The sequence below is a fragment of the Aeromonas rivipollensis genome, assembly GCF_037811135.1.
Classification (GTDB): domain Bacteria; phylum Pseudomonadota; class Gammaproteobacteria; order Enterobacterales; family Aeromonadaceae; genus Aeromonas; species Aeromonas rivipollensis.
The window spans coordinates 4,471,412-4,490,037 of record NZ_CP149130.1; the positions used below are offsets into that span (position 1 = coordinate 4,471,412).

Here is an 18,626-nt window from a genome sequence, read left to right on the forward strand (position 1 = left end):
GGGGCGGCGTTTTTATTGGCCGACAGGCTTACTGCTTGAGCAGGCTGGCGTCGGTCACCTTGACCGCGGTACCGTCGCTTGCGAAGAAGCTGCCGAACTGGGTCTGCATCTCTGAGGTGACGGCGCCGGTCGGATCGAAGTTCTCGTCCGGTGCCAGCAGCGAGCTGTGACCACCGGCCACGAAGCGGGTGGCATGGTGGTTGGCCGCCCCGGTGGCGCTCAGGGGTTGCAGGGCCAGCACCTTGAACAGCGGCTCGGTGCCACCCAGGGGAGCGGTGGCAATGCTGTTCGGGATCACCCGATCCGACAGGCTCAGGGCGCCGTCGCCGACGACTTCAGTGGCAAATAGCGGGAAGTCTGTCGCTATGCCGCGACCCAGGTTGATCGGGTCCGCCGAATCCAGCACCGACTGGGCCGCGAAGCTGTAGCTCTGCAGGGTACCGGCCGCGCTCGCCTGGGTGGCGGCGTCCAGGCTAGGCAGGAACTCGTTGACGAAGCAGGTCGGCGCCGCCGTCTTGCAGTTCGGCGCATAGGCGGTGAAGGCCGTCTTCAGGGCGGCACTGCCACCGGTCAGCACGCTCATCTGAATGGTCGGGCCGAAGGTCGGCGAGTTCAGCAGCAGCGGGGCTATGCCGCCACCCGGCATGGCCAGGCCGCCTGTGGTGAATTTGAACAGGGCATCCGCCTGGGCGTTGCCGATGGGCTGGTTGGCCACCGCCAGCAGGTTGGCCCCCGCGATGGCGCCCAGGGAGTGACCCAGGAAGTGCACCTTGAGGCCCTTCTGACCGATAGCACCCTTGGCATTGGCCAAGCCCACCGCCAGACGCAGGCCCAGCAGATCCGCCACGCTCTGTTTCAGGTTGTCCCGCGCCACCGTCAGGTAGCTCAGGTTCAGGTAGGGGGTCGGGTTGTCGGAGGTGGTCACCGAGTCCAGGCTGCCGGTCAGGGCGAAGCCACGCTCACCGTGCAACGGATGATCGATCACCACCACGGCCACGTTCTTGCTCGCCTGGGCGCCGGCACCGATCTGGCCAAGGGCCAGGGCGTAGGCGTTCTCCTTCACCGAGGTGACGCCGTGCTGATAGATGATCACGTCTGTGATGTTCGCCAGCGGCGCGGCGGCAAAGATCCGCATCGGCACCGACTGCACCTCTTCCAGCGCCGGCAGCGGGTTGAAGCGGCCTATGTTCATCTCGGGATCCAGCGCCTTGCCGCCGGAGGTGAGGGTCACCCCGATCAGCTTGCTCGCCTCCGCCAGCAACTCGGCCTGACGGCTCGGATCGGCGATGAGCTCGCCCAGCAGGGCCGGATCCACACCGGCGCCCACCAGGCCGCCGATCACCTCGGCATCCTGGGCCTTCAGTGCATTGGCGATGGCGTAGAGGCTGGGGATGGCGCCGTGCCAGGACTGGGTCCTGGCCTTGTCCCAGGAGCCGGCAGTGGCCGGTGAGGAGAGGAAGTAGGGCAGCTTGACCGTACCGGTATAGACCTGGGTCATGCCGGCAAGACCTTTCAATTGCGGGTTAGCTTCAACGGCGGCGGCAATGGCATCTTTCTGCTCCTGGGGCAGGAAGTTCTCGGCGTCCAGCTGAGTCAGGAAGGTGTTGCTGCCGGTCACGGCCAGGGTATAGGTGCCGGGCAGGCTGGTGTTGCCCAGGGCGTCCTGCTTCCACAGGGCGGCAGCGTCCAGGGTCGGGCTCTTGAGCACGGAAGCGGCCGCGCCTTTCACCGCCACCAGCACGTCGGCGCCAGACTGGGTACCGAACCAGTCGGAGAAGATCACGTGGTCGCTGGTGATGCCGGTGGCCGCTTTGAACAGCCCTTCCTGCAGCGCGATCAGGCCGCTGATGGTCTGCTCCTGGGCATTGCTGCCGGTGGTGCTCTTGTAGTTGCTGTAGTCGCTACCCGCCCGCAGGGGGTTGCCGCTGCTGTCTTTGAGTGAATCGGTCGCCACTATCATGTAGTAGGAGGAGGGATTAAGCGGCTTGAGCGGCACCAGGTTCAGCTTGCCCGCCGACTCGGCGACCACGAAGTCCACCCCGTAGGTCAGCACCTTCTTCACGCCACTCGGGCGCAGGGCGGCGCTGTCGAACTCCAGCTCCAGCAGGTAGAGCGGGGCCACTGAGGCACCGAATTCGGCGGCGGACGGCGCCTTGACGGTGATGCCCGAGGCAGTCACCGGCACTATCTGGATCGCCTGGGTTGTGGACCAGCCATCCAGGGTGGAGAGGGCTGAGACTGGATTGGAGAGATCGGCCGTTTCGGTCGAGAACTTCAGGGTGCCGTCACTGGCACGGGCGGCCAGGGCGCTGGGGCGCGCCGCATTGGTGCCGCTCAGCAGATAATCGAGATAGCTTGAGGTATCGCCTTTGTTGTCGTCACTGCCACCACAACCGCTCAGCAGCGCACTGACGACGGCCGCGTAAATTAGCTTTTTTTTCATATCCTTATCTCTTTTATGTTGTTATCCATGATGAGCCTGACGGGGTAGGGTCCAAACCCGACCGAGCCATATTAACAGCAACGCAACAATTAATAAGCCTCTGGTCGGTCATCTGATCTGATTTTTTTGTGTACAACATCAAGGAACTGGAATTGAACCCCGACGAGAAAGGGTAGCAGCCTTCCATTTATCGCCAGACCCGACCAGAGCCTTTCAGGGCCAGTGGCGCAAAAAGCCACCCCGATCTCGGCAAAGGGGAGGATTTGTCGGTAGAATGGCGCATTGCTTAAGGAGAACCTCATGATCGACCCGAAAAAACTGGAAGAGATCGCCAAACAGATACACAACGCCCTGCCGCCCGGCATTCGCAGCATGGGTGAAGAGGTGGAGAAGAAGACCCGTCAGGTGCTGCAGGCCCAGCTGAACAAGCTGGATCTGGTGAGCCGCGAAGAGTTTGACGTGCAGACCAAGGTGCTGCTGCGTACCCGGGAGAAGCTGACCGCCCTCGAGGCCAAACTGGCCCAGCTGGAACAGCAACTCGGCGCCAAGGGCGAGTAATACGGCTCGACGTCCCGTCGGCACATAAAACAAACCCCAGCCAGGCTGGGGTTTGTTGTTTCTGATGCCCAAGGGGGGGGCGATACGGGCTGGCAAACCAAGTTGCTCACCCCCTCATCCCCACCCCTTCTCCCGCGAGGGGAGAAGGGAGCAGATCGGCGCTCCTCGGGTAGACGGTGATCAGATGAACTCGTAGGCGTCGCCGAAGATGCGCTCTGGCTCGGCACCCAGCACCTTGAACTCCTCGCGGGCGGCACCCGCCATCTCGAAGCGACCGGCCACATAGATGTCGTAGTCATGCAGGCTGACGAAGTCATCCATGATGGCCTTGTGCACCAGGCCGGTCTTGCCGGTCCAGTCCGCTTGTGGCTCCTGCACCACCGGGATGAAGGTCAGCGGCGCATAGTCGCGCTCCCACTGCTGCATCTGCCCCTGCTCATAGAGCCAATGCGCCTGGCGCACGCCCCAGTAGAGGAACACCGGGCGCTTGCTGCCGGTATCGATCAGATACTCCAGGATGGCGCGGGCGTAGGAGAAGCCGGTGCCGCCTGCCATCAGGATCAGGGGGCGCGGCGATTCGTCACGCAGGAAGGCCTTGCCGGCGGCCAGTTCGATCTCGATCTCCCCCTGCTCGCGCATGCGGGCCAGCACCTGACCGGCGTAGGCGTTCTCCGGGGTGGCACCGATCTGCAGCTCCAGCACACCGGAGCGGGTCGGCGAGTTGGCGATGGAGAAGGGGCGCTTGTCCGAATCGCTCATCACCACCAGCAGATACTGGCCAGGCTTGAAGCTCACCGCTTGTTGCGGCGTCAGGGCCACGTGCCAGATGGTGTCGACATATTCGCGCAGTTCCTCTACGCGGCACTTGATACGTTGCATTCTTGTCCTTGTGAGGGGCCTGCCCGGCCCGCTTCGCTCATGGTTTCACTGTTTTCTGGCGACCAGCTTGTGGTCAAGTCAGTCGAGCATACCCAATTCGGCACGGCAATACCGCACTTTTGCGTCGGGATGACCGCCAGCCCGGAGGGGTCGCTCAGTCGAGGATCTTCAACTCGTCCCAGATCCCGTCGATCTTCTGCTTCACCGCCTCGTCCTGGACTATGGGCTGACCCCACTCCCGGTTGCTCTCCCCCGGCCACTTGTTGGTGGCATCCAGCCCCATCTTGGAACCGAGCCCCGAGACCGGCGAGGCGAAGTCGAGGTAGTCGATGGGCGTGTGCTCGATCAGGGTGGTGTCCCGCGCCGGGTCCATCCGGGTGGTGATGGCCCAGATCACGTCCTTCCAGTCCCGGGCGTTGATGTCATCGTCGCAGACGATCACGAACTTGGTGTACATGAACTGGCGCAGGAAGGACCAGACCCCCAGCATCACCCGCTTGGCATGGCCGGGATAACGCTTCTTGATGGTTACCACCGCCATCCGGTAGGAGCAGCCTTCCGGTGGCAGGTAGAAGTCCACGATTTCGGGGAACTGCTTCTGCAGCAGCGGCACGAACACCTCGTTGAGCGCCACTCCGAGCACCGCCGGCTCATCGGGCGGGCGGCCGGTGTAGGTGCTGTGATAGATGGCATCGCGGCGCATTGTCATGTGGGTGATGGTGAACACCGGGAACTCGTCCACCTCGTTGTAGTAGCCGGTGTGATCCCCGTAGGGACCCTCTGGTGCCATCTCCCCCGGCTCCAGATAGCCTTCCAGCACGATTTCGGCGCTGGCGGGCACCTCGAGATCGCAGCTCAGGGCCTTCACCACCTCGGTGCGGCTACCCCGCAGCAGGCCGGCGAAGGCGTACTCGGAGAGGCTGTCCGGCACAGGCGTCACGGCGCCGAGTATGGTCGCAGGATCGGCGCCGAGCGCCACTGCCACCGGGAAACGCTCACCCGGATGGGCCTCCTGCCACTCGCGAAAATCGATGGCGCCGCCGCGGTGATCCAGCCAGCGCATGATCAGCTTGTTCTTGCCGATCTTCTGCTGACGGTAGATGCCGAGGTTCTGCCGCTTCTTGTAGGGACCGCGGGTAATGGTCAGCCCCCAGGTCACCAGGGGCGCCACATCACCGGGCCAGCAGTGCTGGATGGGGATCTGGTCCAGATCCACCGCATCCCCCTCCAGTACCACCTGCTGACAGGGGGCGGAGGAGAGCCGCTTGGTCGGCATGTTGAGCACCTGCTTGAAGATGGGCAGCTTCTCCATCAGCTCCTTGAGGCCGCGGGGCGGCTCGGGCTCTTTCAGGTAGGAGAGCCAGACCCCGACCTGGCGCAGGGCACCGACGTTGGGCTGGCCCATGCCCATGGCGACCCGATCCGGGGTGCCGAACAGGTTGGTCAGCACCGGCATGGAGTAGCCTTTGGGATTCTCGAACAGCAGGGCCGGGCCGCCCGCACGCAGGGTGCGGTCGCTGATCTCGGTCATCTCCAGATAGGGGTCTATCTCGCGGCTGATGCGCTTGAGCTGTCCGGTTTGTTCCAGCTGCGCGATGAAATCACGCAAGTCCTTGTATTTCATGCAGGTACCCTAGCGGGGTCAGGAGGTTCCGCATTATAACCCCGGCCGCGCATCCGGTGTACCCGTATCGGGCAGCATGACGGACGAGGCGTGACGTCGCTCCTGTCGGGTGAGCCTGTCCGCCAGCTGGCCCAGCAGCCTGGGCTCGTCCATCTGCAGCAAGAGACCGGCCACCAGGCCGCCATACTGGTGCTTGCCGAGCTCCGCCAGCAGATACTGCTGGGCACCGTCCGGCAGCGGCGAGAGCCGGCTGAGCTGCTGCAGGGCGGGGATCATCAGCCGCCCGTTGCGACTGGCGGCGATCAGCAGATCGCTCGCCTCCGGGCCGGTATGGAAGCGGGGAATGGTGTGCAGGGCCGCCAGGCTGTCGTGATCCACAGGCTGGCGCCACAGCTTCAGGTACAGCGCGGTATCGCCGGTCCGCTCGATGAGGTGCAGCAGCAGCTGGTTGTCCGGCAGGAAGAGGTTGAGGGAGGCGAGCCGGTCGGCCTCGCGCCGCAGCACCTGGGTGGGCTGCTCATCGAGCACTGTCAGCAGCGCCTGCTGCTGCCGGGCCAGCTCAGGGTTGCGGCTGTAGTAGAGCTGCTTGTAGTCGAAGCTGTTCCGCTCCAGCAGTTGACGGTAGTTGTCCTGCCAGGCCAGCTGCTGCCAGTGGTTGAGCACCAGCCGGGCCTCGGCGGCAAAGTCATAGGCGGGCAGCTGGACCAGGAAACCGTCCACTTCCCCCTCCACCAGCCATTGCGGCGCCTTGGCGGCCTGCTTGCGCACCCAGGCCAGCAGGGCGGGGCTGGGGGTGTCCGACGATTTGAGCCCGCTCAGCAGCTGATGCAGCAAATACTCCCGCTGCCCCACCGCCAGCGTCTCCAGCAGCGAGTCCATGGCATCAAACTGCCCCAATGCCATGCGGCTATCCAGGTACGCCCGGTGCCCCTCCAATCCCTCGTCCGCCACCAGCGGCGCCCGCAGCTGCGGCGGGGTATCGGCCTGCACCGGGGCGGCCAGCATCCAGCAGAGTCCTATAAGAAATACCAGCGTCATGACGTCCCTTTCCTTGTGACATCGAGGCTACATACTACTAAGCCAGTCGTGAAATAGATAAACAAAAACCGCGACCTGGGCCGCGGTTCTGTCATTCCAAGATGCAGTTATTTCTGCTGACGCTTCATGGAGTCGAAGAACTCGTCATTGGTCTTGGTGGCTGCCAGCTTGTCGATGAGGAACTCGATGCTGTCGATCTCGCCCATGGGGTGAATGATCTTGCGCAGTATCCACATCTTCTGCAGCTCGTCCGGCGCGGTCAGCAGCTCTTCCTTGCGGGTGCCGGAGCGGGTGATGTCGATGGCTGGGTAGACGCGCTTCTCGGCAATCTTGCGCGAGAGGTGCAGTTCCATGTTGCCGGTACCCTTGAACTCTTCGTAGATGACTTCATCCATCTTGGAGCCGGTATCGATCAGCGCGGTGGCGATGATGGTCAGGCTGCCGCCTTCCTCGACGTTACGGGCCGCACCGAAGAAGCGCTTCGGACGATGCAGGGCGTTGGCATCCACACCACCGGTCAACACCTTGCCGGATGACGGGATGACGGTGTTGTAGGCACGGGCCAGACGGGTGATGGAGTCCAGCAGGATCACCACATCCTTCTTGTGCTCGACCAGGCGCTTGGCCTTCTCGATCACCATCTCGGCAACCTGGACGTGACGGGAGGCAGGCTCGTCGAAGGTGGAGGCGATCACCTCCCCCTTCACCATGCGCTGCATCTCGGTCACTTCTTCCGGACGCTCGTCGATCAGCAGTACGATCAGTTCACAGTCCGGGTGGTTGTAAGCGATGCTCTGGGCGATGTTCTGCAGCAGCATTGTCTTACCGGCCTTGGGCGGTGCGACGATCAGGCCACGCTGGCCCTTGCCTATCGGGGACGCCAGATCCAGCACGCGGGCGGTGATGTCTTCGGTAGAACCGTTGCCACGCTCCATGCGCAGCCGCTCGTTGGCGTGCAGGGGGGTCAGGTTTTCGAACAGGATCTTGTTGCGGGAGTTTTCCGGACGGTCGTAGTTGACGTCGTTGACCTTGAGCAGGGCGAAGTAGCGTTCACCCTCTTTCGGTGGCCGGATCTTGCCGGAGATGGTATCGCCGGTCCGCAGGTTGAAGCGGCGGATCTGGCTCGGGGAGACATAGATGTCATCCGGACCTGCCAGATAGGAGCCGTCTGCGCTGCGCAGGAAGCCAAAGCCGTCGGTCAGGATTTCCAGCACACCGTCGCCAAAGATATCCTCGCCACCCTTGGCGTGCGCCTTGAGGATCGCGAAGATGATGTCTTTCTTGTGCGCCCGAGCCAGATTTTCCAACCCCATGGATTCGCCAAGCTGTACCAGCTCGGACACAGGAGTGTTCTTTAATTCAGTCAGATTCATAGTGGTGAAAGTCTGTAAGCAAGGATTGAAATGAGGAGACAGTCTGCTGGATTGATGCTGATCGGATTTGACTTGCCAGGCTGCTGTTAAGCAAGGAGTCAGGCAAAAAGGTTAGCAAACGAGCGATAAACTAGCACCAATCGGGATGAGCGTCTAGGTGATAAAACACAAGGAGCGCATTATTGCAATGCGCTCCTTCTTGATTATTACAGGTTACCGTCCAGGAACTCTTTCAGCTGCGTCTTGGACAGGGCGCCGACCTTGGTCGCTGCCACTTCGCCATTCTTGAACAGCAGCAGGGTCGGGATACCGCGAATGCCGTATTTGGGCGGAGTGTCGGCGTTATGATCGATGTTCAATTTCGCCACTGTCACGCGACCGGCATATTCTTGGGCGACTTCGTTCAGGATCGGGGCAATCATCTTGCACGGACCGCACCATTCAGCCCAGAAATCGACCAGAACGGGGCTGTCGGCTTTGATTACATCGGCCTCGAAGCTGGCATCGCTCAGCTGAACAATCTTGTCACTCATCTCCAACTCCAGTCAGTAATTAAGGCTTTATTGATGGTTCAACAAAGGCAATAGTTGCCCTATTTGAAATGATCCTGTTTATTATTGCAAGCCTAACCTGATAACCTACCGCCATGAGCAAAACACATCTAACGACCGAAAAATTCGCCCAAATGGGCCTCGAACCCGAAGTTCTGGCTGGTCTGGAATCAAAGGGATTTCACTATTGCACGCCCATCCAGGCACTGTCTCTGCCCCTGCTGGTAGAAGGCCATGACCTCGCCGGTCAGGCCCAGACGGGAACCGGCAAGACCCTTGCCTTCCTGGCCGCGACCTTCAACTATTTATTGACCCATCCGCTGACCAGGCCGCGCCTCGTCAACCAGCCCCGCGCCATCATCATGGCCCCGACCCGGGAGCTGGCGGTCCAGATCTACAACGATGCGGAAGGCATGTCTGCCTCCACCGGGCTCAAGCTCGGTCTCGCCTATGGTGGCGAAGGCTATGACAAGCAGCTGGCCGTGCTGGAACAGGGCGTCGACATCCTGATCGGTACCACTGGCCGCATCATCGACTACTTCAAGTCCAAGGTGATCGATCTGGGCAACATCCAGGTCGTGGTGCTGGATGAAGCGGATCGCATGTTCGATCTCGGCTTCATCAAGGACATCCGCTTCCTGTTCCGCCGTATGCCACCTGCCACCGAGCGTCTGAGCATGCTGTTCTCCGCCACCCTCTCCCTGCGGGTGCAGGAGCTGGCCTACGAGCACATGAACCACCCGGAACACGTGCAAATAGAGCCGGAACAGATGACCGGGGTGCGCATCAAGGAGGAGCTGTTCTACCCCTCCAACGAAGACAAGATGCTGCTGCTGCTCTCCCTGATGGAAGAGGAGTGGCCGGAAAAAGCCATCGTCTTCGCCAACACCAAGCATGTCTGCGAAGACGTGCATGCGTGGCTGGAGAACGACGGCCACCGTGTCGGCCTGCTGACCGGTGACGTGCCGCAGAAGAAGCGGATGAAGATCCTGGAAGACTTCACCAAGGGCACCCTGGACATCCTGGTCGCCACCGACGTGGCTGCCCGTGGTCTGCACATCCCGGACGTGACCCACGTCTTCAACTACGACCTGCCCGACGACGCCGAAGACTATGTACACCGTATCGGTCGTACCGGTCGTGCCGGCAAGAGTGGTCACTCCATCAGCCTGGCCTGTGAAGACTATGCCTTCAACTTGCCGGCCATCGAGGAGTACATCCATCACCCCATCCCGGTCAGCAAGTACGATCGCGACTCCCTGCTGGATGACGTGACCCCCCCGAAACGGGTGTTCCGCAACCGTCAGCCGGTGAACCGCAACATGCGGGATCGCCAGGGTGGTGGCAACAGCAACAACCGCCGCCGTCCGCCACGCAAGAACTAAGGGACTGGCCCAGTTGCACAACTCGCCGCTCTATGCCGCCATCGACCTCGGCTCCAACAGCTTTCACATGCTGGTGGTGCGCGAGGTCGCCGGTGCCCTGCGCACCGTCACCAAGGTCAAGCGCAAGGTTCGCCTCGCCGCCGGTCTCGATCTGGAGTTTCGTCTCAGCCGTGCCGCCATGGAGCGGGGCTGGGACTGCCTGCGTCTGTTCTCCGAGCAATTGCAGGACATTCCGGCCGACAACATCCGGGTAGTGGGCACCGCCACCCTGCGCCTCGCCACCAACGTCGACGAGTTCCTGAGCGAAGCGGAACGGGTGCTCAACCACAGCATCGAGATCATCTCGGGCGAGGAAGAGGCCAAGACCATCTACGAGGGGGTCTCCTGGACCTCCGCCGGGGAAGGCAACCGGCTGGTGATCGACATCGGCGGCGCCAGCACCGAACTGGTGATAGGCGAACACAGCGAAGCGAAACTGCTCAACAGCCTGCACATGGGCTGCGTCACCTGGCTCAACAATCACTTCGGTGACGGCGAGCTCTCCGAGGCCCGTTTCCAGCAGGCCATTGCCGCCGCCAAGACGGTGCTGGAGAAGGTGGCGGAAGATTACCGCGCCCTCGGCTGGCGCACCTGTGTCGGCGCCTCCGGCACCGTCCAGGCGCTGCAGGAGATCATGCTGGCGCAAGGGAAGAGCGAGCGGGTCACCCTGCCGAAGTTGCAGGAGCTGATGGGTCAGGCCATCGCCTGTGGCAGGCTGGATCGGTTGCAGCTGGAAGGGCTGGCCGCCGAGCGGCTGACCGTGTTCCCCTCCGGCCTCGCCATCCTGATCGCCATCTTCGAGACCCTGAACATCGAGAGCATGACGCTGGCGGGCGGCGCCCTGCGGGAAGGGCTGATCTATGGCCTGCTCGGCAACAATCACGACTGTGATGCCAGGGACAGAACCGCCGACAGCCTGATCAGCCGCTATCAGCTGGATAAAGAGCACGCCGAGCGGGTGCGCGACACCGCCGTCCTGGCCTTCAACCAGCTGCAACCGGCCTGGCGTCTCTCCAAGCGCTACGGCCGCCCCATCCTGCGTTATGCGGCCCTGCTGCACGAGATCGGCCTCTGCATCGAGTACAAGAAAGCGCCGCAACACGCCGCCTACATCATCGACAACATCGACATGCCGGGCTTCACCCCGGCACAGAAGAAGCTGTTGTCGGCCCTGCTGTTCAACCAGCGGGACGAATTCAAGCTGGACACCCTGGAGAAGCAGGGCGCCGTCACCGGTCGCCAGGCGATCCGGCTGGCCCGCATCCTGCGCATCGCACTGATCCTCTGCATGCGCCGCACCCAGGGCACTGTCCCCAGCTTCAGCCTGCAGGCCGAGGAGGAGTCGCTGACCCTGACCCTGCCCAAGGGGTGGATGGATGAACACTACCTGCGCGCCAGCGAGCTGCGGCTCGAGGTGGAGCGCCAGCAGAAGATGGGCTGGCCCACCCGCGTGCAGGAAGCCTGATTGGGCGCCACGCGCCCACTCTGCTCCTTTTCCCGTCTGTTCCGACAAGCTCTTTCGCAGCCAGATCCGGTACCATTCAAAGCCTTTCCTTTGATTTTATTTAACTTTTAATCCACCCCCGGATCTCCGCTCCCTCCTGCCATCTAGCTTGTATCGCCAGCTCGGCTAGAGTTGGGTTGCCTCTCCCATAGGAACGGAAACCATGAAAAATTTGACCCTGATCGGCCTGACCGCTCTGCTGACCGCCTGCGGTGGCGGCAGTGACGACGACACCCAGCAGAATGCCCAGATGTCCCTGGCTTTCTCCGATGCACCGGTGGATTCGGTCAGCAAGGTCTGCATCGCCGTTTCCAACATCAGCATCCACCCCGTCTCGGGGAGCGAGCAGGCGTGGACCACCGCCAGCTTCCTGACCTCGGCTCAGGACGATGGCTGCACGCCGGCAGGGGAAGTCATCCCCCTCGACAGCGCGGGACACCCGCTGTTCACCTACATCGACCTATTGAAATACCCGGGATCCAGCAGCCGCCCCCTGCTGGCCAGCCAGAGTGTAGTGCCAGGCGAATACAGCCAGATGCGGCTGCGGGTCCTGGATGGCCGGGATGCAGGCAATCAGTTTCTGAATGGCACCCCCTACTCCTACGTCAGGCAGGATGATGGTGTGATCAAGCCGCTGGAAGTGCCCAGCAACGAGCTCAAGCTGGATGCCTTCACCATCGCCGCCAACGGCCTCAGCGCCTTCACCACAGAGTTCGATCTGCGCCACTCCATGGTGCTGCCGGGCCATGAGGAGTATTACAAGCTCAAGCCCAGAGGGGTGCGGCTGGTGAACAACACCGAGGTGGCCACCGTCAAGGGCACAGTGGCCAGTGGGCTCTGTGGTGGCGTGCTGACCGACAAGGCCTTCGTCTACTTCTATGACGAGTTGCGCCCGGTGGGCGACGACGCTTACCCCGACATGGCAGACCTCGACAACGGCTTCTATGCCAGCGCTCCCGTCCTGCCCCTGGCTGGTGGTGGCTACGGCTACGAGTTGGGCTTTGTGAACCTCGGCAGCTACGACATGACGCTGGTCTGCAACGGCAACGAGGATGATCCTGAACTGGCTGGCGACCCGCTGCAGCTGGAGCGGATACTGAAGGCTCAGCCGGTGACGGCCCCCACCACCAGCATCAACTTCCAGTGAGAGGCCAGGAGCTCAGATCATGACCGGTTACCAACCCATCAGCTGTGACCTCTACGACTGGCTCGAGATAGCCGCCCGCTGGCAACTGCCGGTGACCCTGGCCAGCCACGACGGTCGTCGGTGGGATGACAAGGTCCGCACCATAGAGGCCAGCGACGGCGTCGAGTATCTGCTGCTGGAGAGTGACGAGCGCCTCAGCCTCGCCGACCTGGCGACCCTGGATCTCGTCTGGCAGGGGGAGGCGCGGCATATTCGCTTCGCACCCGCCCGCTGACCCCAAGGCAAAAAGGAGGGCCAACATATGTTGGCCCTCCTTTTTTGTGTCTCGCCTACCCTGGCTGGCTTTAACCCGCCAGCGCCGCCATCACATAGACGTCGAAGCGGTTGCTCTTGGTCTCTATGGCCATGCTGGGTTTTTGCTCGTTGAGCCAGCCCGCGTAGTCCGGGCGCTTCACCACCACCCGCTTGTCCGCCATCTTGAGGGCCGCAGGCAGCAGGGCATCCGCATCGAGATCCGGCCCCACCAGGGACTGGAACACCCGCATCTCTTTTTTGACCAGCGCCGACTTCTGCTTGTGGGGGAACATGGGGTCCAGGTAGATGACCTCGGGCCGCTCCGGCAACGCCAGCAGATTGTCCACCGCCGGCCCTTGCAGGAGATGCATGCGCTCGCTGACCCAGGGGCCAATCTCGGGATCCTGCGCCGCCCGCGCCAGCCCGTCCTGCAACAGGGCCGCCACCACCGGGCTGCGCTCTATCAGGGTCACCTTGCAGCCGAGGGAGGCCAGCACGAAAGCGTCGCGGCCGAGCCCGGCGGTGGCATCCACCACTGTCGGCATGGCCCCGGACTTCAGCCCCACCGCCTTGGCGATGGACTGGCCGCGGCCGCCACCGAACTTGCGCCTGTGGGCCACGGCCCCTTCCACGAAGTCCACATAGACGGCGCCCAGCTTGGGTTCGTCCAGCTTGCGCAGCTCCAGCCTGGTGTCAGTCAGCACCAGCGCAAAAGGGGCGGGAAACTCCACCTCGGCCAGACGCAGTCGCAGGGCGTCCAGCTCGCCATCGCGGGCGGGCACTTCACTGAAAACCTGGATATGGGGCATAACGAAGACTCATGGCGGCACGGAAGCGGGCATGATAGCAGAAGCGGGAGATCAGCTCACTGTGGTCAGATTGGCCAGATTCATCCCCTGGCGATTGAGGGTCAGGTATTCCACCAGATCGTCGTAGGGCAGCGGGCGGCTGAGCAGATAGCCCTGGGTGAAGGCACAGCCCTTCTGGCAGAGGAAGTTGAGCTGTTCCCGGGTCTCCACCCCCTCGATCACCACCTGCATGCCGAGGTTGTGCACTATGTTGATGATGCCGTCCAGCAGCAGCCTGTCCTGCTCGTTGAAGGGGATATGGCGCACGAAGGAGCGGTCTATCTTGACCAGATCCACCGGGAAGGTGCGCAGGTAATTGAGGGCCGAGTAGCCGGTGCCGAAGTCGTCGATGGCCAGCTTGCAGCCCGCCTCGCGCAGGGCATCGATCCGCACCCTGTGCTGATCGCTGCTCTCCATCAGCAGGGACTCGGTGATCTCTATGATGATGTCCGCCGGGTCCAGGTCGAAGTGGCGGATCACCCTGAGCCACTCGTTCGCCTCGGGATCTATGGTCTGGAACTCCAGGGTGGAGCGGTTGATGGACATCTGCAGATCCGGGAATCCGGACTGCTGCAGGCGGGCCAGATCCCGGCACGACTGCCAGAGCACCAGCGCCCCCAGCCCCTGAATGAGCCCCGCCTCTTCCGCCAGCGGGATGAAGTCTGCCGGCGAGACCTGACCCCAGTGGGGGTGATACCAGCGCACCAGGGCCTCCAGCTTGGCGACCCGGCCGCTGCGGTTGTCCCAGATGGGTTGATAGGCCATGGTCAGCTGTGCCAGCTTGATGGCCTCCGCCAGATCCTGCTGCATCTGGTGGCGCTGACTCACCTCTTCCCGCATGGAGGCGCTGTAGGTACCGAGGGAGCGCCCCTGCCGCTTGGCGACAAACAGCGCCTGCTCGGCGTTGCGCAGCAGCTCGTCACTGTCGGCCCCGTCATTGGGGCAGAGGGTGATCCCTAGGGTCGCCGTCACATAGAGGTGCTGGTTCGCCAGCATGAAGGGACGGGCGAAGCCGCCGATCACCTGCTTGGCGAAGACCTCGGCCTGACGGCGGTTGACTATGCCGGGCACCAGGAAGGCGAACTCGTCGCCGCCGATGCGGGCCACCAGATCCTCGGTGCGCACCCGGCTCACCAGTCTATCCGACACCTCTCGCAGCAGGGCATCGCCGACATGGTGATCCATGCTGTTGTTGACCGCCTTGAAGTTGTTGAGATCCAGCACCATCAGCGCGAAGCGCTCCCCCCGCTCGCAGAAGCGGGCGAGGCAGCGACCAAACAGCCAGCGGTTCGGCAGGCCGGTGAGGTTGTCGTAGTTGGCCTGGGCGGCGATCTTCTGCTCCGCCAGCTTGGTCTGGGAGAGATCGCTGAAGATGGCGATGTACTGGCTGATCCTGCCCCCTTCTCGCAAGGCACTGATCATCAGCTGCTGGGGATAGAGCTTGCCGTTCTTGCGCTTGTTCCACACTTCGCCGCGCCAGATCCCCACCCGATCCAGGGCGTGATACATGTCGGCGTAGAAGGTCTGATCGTGCAGCCCGGACTTGAGCAGGCTGGGGCGCTGGCCCCGGGCCTCCTCCTCGCTGTAGCCGGTGATCTTCTCGAACGCCGGGTTCACCGAGATGATGCGGCTGTCGGCGTCGCACACCAGGATGGCCTCGGAGAGGTTGTCATAGACCCGGTGGGAGAGCTTGAGCTGCTCCGCATGGCGCTTCATCGGGTCTATGTTCTCCAGCACCACCATGAGGTAGTCCGGATGCATCTGCTCGTTGCGGATCAGGGTCACAGTCACCCGGCCCCAGAGCACAGAGCCATCCCGGTGCAGGTAGCGCTTCTCCTGGGTGAAGGCGGGACGCTCTCCCCGCTTGAGCGCCTCGTAGAGAGGGATGCTGAGCAGCCAGTCGTCAGGGTGGTTGATCTCGGCGACGGTGCGCTGCTGCAACTCCTGCTGGCTGTAACCCAGCATCTTTTCGATGGCCGGATTGGCCCAGAGAATGGTGCCGTTCAAATCGAGCTTGCCGATGCCGACCGGCGCATGGGACATCATGGTGTCCAGAAAATGGGGATATTCCGTCTGGGCCGGCGACGGCGGCAGCAGCAACTGTTGCTGATACATCAGGGCCAGTTCACGGCCGGCGAGCGGCGCCAGCAGCCGCAGCAGCCCCATGATCTTGTCCATTCTGGGGGTGGCCCGCTTGAACATGACGCTGCACAGGCCGATGGTCTCCCCCTCGGCACTCTTCAGTGCGACGCCGGCATAACCCCTGACCTGGCAGCGCTCCAGCACGGCCGCATGGGGGAACAGCTCCCGGGTACGATCGCTGAACCAGGCTTCCCCCTGTTGCATGACGATTTCGCCCGGGGTATCCGCGAGGGGGAAGCTGTAGGAATTGATGTCGAGAGAGGCGGGATAGGCGGCATGCACAGTGAAGAAGAGCCCGGCCTGATCCTTGCCTGAAATCAGGACGAAGTCAGCCCCGACCGCGTTGGCGATTTCACTCACAAAGGTATCAAAATATCCCTGACCACTCGAATGAGACAGGCTTGAGATGATTTGATAGACAGACTCGAGTGCTCGCCTCATGGCAAGGTTCTTTCTCTCCTTGGAAGGTAGAACCCGACTCTACTGAAGAGGCGGGGCCAGTGCAAACATGCACTCCGCAAGATATTAAAAACCCTTGAAAAAAGGGACCAAAAGGTCCCTTTTTATCTCAAAAATCACGCTGTGATCCCACTATGTCGCAAATCTGTACCTGCTTGAAGCTCATGCCGGCGAAGGGCGCTGAGCCTCTGGCGGCTATCCCGCTGCGGCGCAACCTTGGGCCCACGGCCACCGCAGGTACGGAACATCAGGCGGCAATCCCGCTATGGCGTAGCAGCGCGTCCACCTTGGGCTCGCGGCCGCGGAAAGCACGGAACAGCTCCATCGGCTCCTTGGAGCCCCCCTTCTCCAGAATGTTCTTCAGGAAGGATTGGCCGGTGGCCGGGTTGAAGATCCCCTCCTCCTCGAAACGGGAGAAGGCATCGGCGGAGAGCACCTCGGCCCACTTGTAGCTGTAGTAGCCCGCCGCATAGCCGCCCGCGAAGATGTGGGAGAAGCTGTGCTGGAAGCGGTTGAACGCCGGCGGCGTCATCACGGCCACCTGGCTGCGCACTTCACTCAGCAGGGCCGGGATCTGATCCGCCTTGGCCGGGTCAAACTCCTGGTGCAGGCGGAAGTCGAACAGGGCGAACTCCAGCTGACGCAGCATCTGCATGGCCGCCTGGAAGTTGCGGGCGGTCAGCATCTTCTCCAGCAGATCCGCGGGCAGCGGCTCGCCGGTCTCGTGATGACCGGAGATGAAGGCCAGCGCCTCGGACTCCCAGCACCAGTTCTCCAGGAACTGGCTCGGCAGCTCCACCGCATCCCAGGCCACGCCGTTGATGCCGGCGACACCGGCCACGTCAATGCGGGTCAGCATGTGGTGAATGCCGTGGCCGAACTCGTGGAACAGGGTGACCACTTCGTTATGGGTAAACAGTGCAGGCTTGCCATCCACGGGGCCGTTGAAGTTGCAGGTCAGGTAGGCCACCGGCTTTTGCAAGGATCCATCCTGACGGTAGCGACGGCCGAGGCAGACATCCATCCAGGCACCGCCCTGCTTGTGTTCCCGGGCGTAGAGGTCGAGGTAGAAGCTGCCGCGCAGCTCGTCCTCGGCATCGAAGATGTCGTAGAAGCGCACGTCGGGGTGCCAGGTGTCGATGCCGAGGCGCTCGCGCACCTTGATGCCGAACACCCGCTTGACCACCTCGAACAGCCCCTTCACCACCCGGCTGGCGGGGAAGTAGGGACGCAGCTGCTCGTCGGAGATGGAGAACTTGTGCTGCTTGAGCTTCTCGGCGTAGTAGGCGAGATCCCAGGCGGCCAGCTCGCTCTGGCCGTGTTGCTCGGCGGCGAAGACGCGGATCTCTTCGAGCTCGGCCTTGCCTTGCGGCAGGGACTTGGCCGCCAGATCGGTGAGGAAGCTCACCACCTGCTCCGGCTTGTCCGCCATCTTGGTGGCAAGGGACAGCTCGGCGTAGTTGGCAAAGCCCAGCAGCTGGGCCAGCTCGCGGCGCAGGGTGAGCAACTCGCTCATGATGGCGGAGTTGTCCCACTTGCCCGCATTGGGGCCCTGGTCGGAGGCGCGGGTGGTGAAGGCCTCATACAGCTCGGCGCGCAGCGCACGGTTATCCGAGTACATCATCACCGGCAGGTAAGAAGGAATATCCAGGGTGAACAGCCACCCCTCCTTGCCCTTCAGCTCGGCCATCTGACGGGCGGCCGCCTGCGCGCTCGCAGGAAGACCTGCCAGTTCGGCCTCGTCGGTCACCAGCTTGCTCCAGCCCTGGGTCGCATCCAGCACGTTGTTGCTGAAGCAGGAGGCCAGCTCGGAGAGGCGGGCCTGGATCTCGCCATAACGCTGCTGCGCCTCGGCGGGCAGACCTATGCCGGAGAGACGGAAGTCGCGCAGGGTATTCTGGATCTCCTTGCGCTGGGCGCCGCTCAGCAGGAGGAAGTCGTCGCTCTCGGAGAGGGCCAGATAGGCCTGATAGAGCCCTTCATGCTGGCCCACATAGGTCTGGAATTCGGAGAGCAGCGGCAGGCAGGCGTCGTGAGCCGCGCGCAGCGCTTCGCTGTTCTGCACGGCGTTGAGGTGGCTGACCGGTGACCAGACTCGGGACAGGCGGTCATTGACCTCTTCCAGCGGGGCTATCAGGCTGTCCCAGGTGTGGGGATCCCGCTGTGCCAGCACATCCTCAATCTTCTGTTTGCAATCGGCGATGGCCTGCGTCACGGCAGCTTGCACCTGATCGGGCTGGATCTGGCTGAAGGGGGGCAGCGAGTCCATTGTCAGCAAAGGGTTAGTCATCTGCGGTACCTCTAAATGCTCTGCAGCCCCTGCCGTCCAGAAGCTTGCTTGG

At 62.6% G+C, this 18,626-nt stretch carries 14 protein-coding genes; 5 read left to right on the forward strand and 9 right to left on the reverse strand.

Annotated elements, in window-relative coordinates; all coding sequences use genetic code 11:
* Window positions 1-28 precede the first annotated feature (28 nt).
* The gene (locus WIR04_RS20555) at window positions 29-2,443 is read right to left on the reverse strand and encodes a VolA/Pla-1 family phospholipase (protein ID WP_338889457.1); all 2,415 of its coding nucleotides are present in this window, start codon (window positions 2,441-2,443) and stop codon (window positions 29-31) included.
* 300 nt (window positions 2,444-2,743) lie between these two features.
* On the opposite strand from WIR04_RS20555, the gene ubiK reads away from it, so the two are divergent.
* On the forward strand, window positions 2,744-3,001 hold the full coding sequence (gene ubiK / locus WIR04_RS20560) for a ubiquinone biosynthesis accessory factor UbiK (protein WP_025328825.1): 258 nt from the start codon (window positions 2,744-2,746) through the stop codon (window positions 2,999-3,001).
* Between the two features lie 180 nt (window positions 3,002-3,181).
* Here ubiK and fre read toward each other — a convergent pair whose 3' ends face one another.
* From fre to trxA, 5 genes are all read right to left on the reverse strand, one after another.
* Entirely contained in the window at window positions 3,182-3,880 is a 699-nt protein-coding gene (gene fre / locus WIR04_RS20565; RefSeq protein WP_042648685.1) for an NAD(P)H-flavin reductase, read from the reverse strand.
* 154 nt (window positions 3,881-4,034) lie between these two features.
* Complete coding sequence (gene ubiD / locus WIR04_RS20570; protein ID WP_025328827.1) at window positions 4,035-5,504, reverse strand: 4-hydroxy-3-polyprenylbenzoate decarboxylase; 1,470 nt, start codon at window positions 5,502-5,504, stop codon at window positions 4,035-4,037.
* Window positions 5,505-5,537: 33 nt separating this feature from the next.
* Window positions 5,538-6,542 (reverse strand): hypothetical protein, encoded by a 1,005-nt coding sequence (locus WIR04_RS20575; protein WP_338889458.1) that lies wholly within the window; start codon window positions 6,540-6,542, stop codon window positions 5,538-5,540.
* A 107-nt stretch (window positions 6,543-6,649) separates the two neighbouring features.
* Entirely contained in the window at window positions 6,650-7,915 is a 1,266-nt protein-coding gene (gene rho / locus WIR04_RS20580; protein ID WP_010672370.1) for a transcription termination factor Rho, read from the reverse strand.
* Between the two features lie 206 nt (window positions 7,916-8,121).
* A complete protein-coding gene (trxA, locus tag WIR04_RS20585) occupies window positions 8,122-8,448 on the reverse strand; it encodes a thioredoxin TrxA (protein WP_025328829.1) in 327 nt (108 codons plus the stop codon).
* A 113-nt stretch (window positions 8,449-8,561) separates the two neighbouring features.
* Here trxA and rhlB point away from each other — a divergent pair, with 113 nt between their 5' ends.
* The 4 genes from rhlB to WIR04_RS20605 all read left to right on the forward strand — a co-directional run bounded on the left by rhlB (window position 8,562) and on the right by WIR04_RS20605 (window position 12,815).
* Entirely contained in the window at window positions 8,562-9,851 is a 1,290-nt protein-coding gene (gene rhlB / locus WIR04_RS20590; protein WP_025328830.1) for an ATP-dependent RNA helicase RhlB, read from the forward strand.
* Window positions 9,852-9,864: 13 nt separating this feature from the next.
* Window positions 9,865-11,355 carry a guanosine-5'-triphosphate,3'-diphosphate diphosphatase gene (gene gppA / locus WIR04_RS20595; RefSeq protein ID WP_338892657.1) on the forward strand — a complete coding sequence of 497 codons (1,491 nt, stop codon included), beginning with the start codon at window positions 9,865-9,867 and terminating at the stop codon, window positions 11,353-11,355.
* A 202-nt stretch (window positions 11,356-11,557) separates the two neighbouring features.
* Window positions 11,558-12,541, forward strand: a complete 984-nt coding sequence (locus WIR04_RS20600; RefSeq protein ID WP_338889461.1) for a DUF4382 domain-containing protein — start codon at window positions 11,558-11,560, stop codon at window positions 12,539-12,541.
* Between the two features lie 19 nt (window positions 12,542-12,560).
* Window positions 12,561-12,815, forward strand: coding sequence for a Rho-binding antiterminator (locus WIR04_RS20605; RefSeq protein WP_338889463.1), 255 nt, complete (start codon window positions 12,561-12,563; stop codon window positions 12,813-12,815).
* Between the two features lie 70 nt (window positions 12,816-12,885).
* On the opposite strand, the gene WIR04_RS20610 is transcribed toward WIR04_RS20605, so the two are convergent.
* From WIR04_RS20610 to prlC, 3 genes are all read right to left on the reverse strand, one after another.
* The gene (locus WIR04_RS20610; RefSeq protein ID WP_374048975.1) at window positions 12,886-13,644 is read right to left on the reverse strand and encodes a class I SAM-dependent methyltransferase; all 759 of its coding nucleotides are present in this window, start codon (window positions 13,642-13,644) and stop codon (window positions 12,886-12,888) included.
* 51 nt (window positions 13,645-13,695) lie between these two features.
* Window positions 13,696-16,266, reverse strand: a complete 2,571-nt coding sequence (locus WIR04_RS20615; RefSeq protein WP_338889465.1) for a putative bifunctional diguanylate cyclase/phosphodiesterase — start codon at window positions 16,264-16,266, stop codon at window positions 13,696-13,698.
* Window positions 16,267-16,531: 265 nt separating this feature from the next.
* Window positions 16,532-18,574, reverse strand: a complete 2,043-nt coding sequence (gene prlC / locus WIR04_RS20620; RefSeq protein WP_338889467.1) for an oligopeptidase A — start codon at window positions 18,572-18,574, stop codon at window positions 16,532-16,534.
* Window positions 18,575-18,626 lie beyond the last annotated feature (52 nt).